Source organism: Halobacillus sp. BBL2006, from assembly GCF_000786645.1.
Lineage (GTDB): Bacteria > Bacillota > Bacilli > Bacillales > Halobacillaceae > Halobacillus.
Genome location: NZ_JRNX01000498.1, coordinates 1 through 2,224, shown reverse-complemented (window position 1 = coordinate 2,224; position 2,224 = coordinate 1). Strand labels below are relative to the sequence as shown.

Here is a 2,224-nt window from a genome sequence, read left to right as displayed (position 1 = left end):
AATTATACAGGCGTCATTCAGACGACATTAAGGAACGATTGGGGTATGGAAGTGAACCAGAAATACTTTGATATCCTGACACTTCCAGGTGCCGTATTCATTTTTACACTCTTCCTGTTTCCCTATGTTTATACGATTACGAGAGCTTTCCTTGCCAATCAATCCGCTTCTTTAGTGGAAAATGCGAGGCTGCTTGGGAGAAACCCCTGGGAAGTTTTCTTCCGAATTGTATTGCCAATCTCAAGAGGAGCGATCGTCGGTGGTGTCAGTCTTGTCCTGTTAGAAGTTCTCAATGATTATGGGGTCGTTCAGTATTTTGGAGTTCCTACATTCAGCACAGCTATCTTTCAAACCTGGTTTGGAATGAATGATTTAAACTCTGCCATCAAACTGTCCGCGACTCTGATGGTCATCGTCTTCGCCATCCTTATTCTCGAAAAAGTATTAAGAGGTCGAAAAAAATACAGTCAAGCTACCGCCAAAGCACGGCCGCTCTCCCCGATAAAATTACGAGGAACCCGTGGCTGGATCGCTTTCACGTATTGTTTGGTCATATTTTTATTAGGTTTTCTCGTTCCTTTTGTTCAATTGGTAGACTGGATGTTCTTGACCTTTCAAAAAATCGCCAGTGCTGAATTTACGACCTTGATTTGGAACTCCCTTCTTGTTTCTTTTGTTGGCGCTGGGATGATTGTTGTATTTGCTGTCATTATTGCCAACTTTTCAAGGATGCACCAAAGCTTTGTTTCAAAGTCAGCGGCTAGAGTCACCATCCTAGGTTACTCTATTCCAGGTGCTGTCATCGCTGTAGGAATTAGTACTGTATTCATTCAAATCGATAACATCCTTTTTAGTTTCTATGAATCGATCGGGATGGAACCGACGCTGTTCTTAAGCACAAGCTTGTTCATGTTGATATCTGCATACGTGATTCGCTTTCTCGCCATAGGCTTCAACTCAATTGAAGCCGGCTTTGATAAAGTTGGGAATAAATTCACAGAGGCTTCGCGTATGTTAGGGATGAACCTTACTAAGACATTTTTCAAAGTCGACTTGCGGATGATCAAAGGACCATTAATGAGCGGATTCATTCTCGCCTTTATTGAAATACTAAAAGAGTTACCTTTAACGTTGATCCTTAGACCTTTCAATTTTGATACCTTGTCCACTAAAGCTTTTCAATATGCCAGCGATGAACAAATTCAAGAAGCCTCCCTGGCATCCATAATTATTGTACTTATTAGTGGTATTGCCATCTATATCTTTCATCAAGTGTTAGAAAAGGAGCCGAATTGATATGTTTATACAAATCAAAGATCTTTGCTTTTGTTATGGAAATTCTAAAAAGAATACGATCCAGGATTTTAATCTAGAAATTGCTCAAGGAGAGATCATTTCGATTCTCGGGGAAAGCGGTAGTGGTAAAAGTACAGTACTACGTTTGTTATGCGGATTAGAAACACCCAATCGAGGTACCATTGCGATTAACGGAAGTGTCATGACCGATGATCGTCATTTCGTCTTACCAGAAAAACGAGGAATTGGGATGGTTTTTCAAGATTATGCTCTCTTCCCTCACATGACCGTAGTCGAGAACATTCAATTCGGGTTGAAGGGATATGGAAGGAAAGCTAAAAGAGAACGGGTGAAGGAAGTACTGGATTTAGTGAACATGAAGGCCTTCGCTAAACGATATCCGCATGAACTGAGTGGTGGGCAACAGCAACGGATTGCTCTGGCTCGTGCATTAGCTCCTAAACCATCTTTGCTTCTTTTAGATGAGCCGTTCAGTAACTTGGACGCAGACCTCCAAATAAAGATTCGCAGTGAGCTGAAAGAAATTATTAAGAAAACAGGAATCACTTCGATCTTCGTCACCCATGATCGTGAAGATTCTAAAGCTATCGCCGACCGTATTATTACAATGCGCGATGGTGCTGCTCATGATTGGGATTCGATTTGTACGACGCGAGAAGAACAAAAACATGCGCAGTTAGAGCTTGTCGATATGAAATAATTATGTGGAACGACTGTCTTGAAATAGACAGTCGTTTTTTAATTTTGAGAATCATTACCAGGCTTGATGTCTTCCATATAAGTGCAGGATTATGGAAGACTCGATTTCGAGATATATGAGTGGTTTTAGGGTCGTTGGGGAAGGACTCGCTTTCCTGTGGGGGAACCGGCAAGCTTCCTCGGACTGCGCCCTGTGGGATCTCGCCTA

Annotated in this window: 2 protein-coding genes; both read left to right on the top strand. The window is 41.8% G+C overall.

The features are described from left to right. Positions 1-1,296 (top strand): iron ABC transporter permease (locus LD39_RS14705; RefSeq protein ID WP_035548697.1); only part of this gene is annotated, 1,296 nt, incomplete at its 5' end. Between the two features lies 1 nt (position 1,297). Next, a complete protein-coding gene (locus LD39_RS14700) occupies positions 1,298-2,017 on the top strand; it encodes an ABC transporter ATP-binding protein (protein ID WP_035548694.1) in 720 nt (239 codons plus the stop codon). The last annotated feature ends 207 nt before the right edge of the window (positions 2,018-2,224 follow it).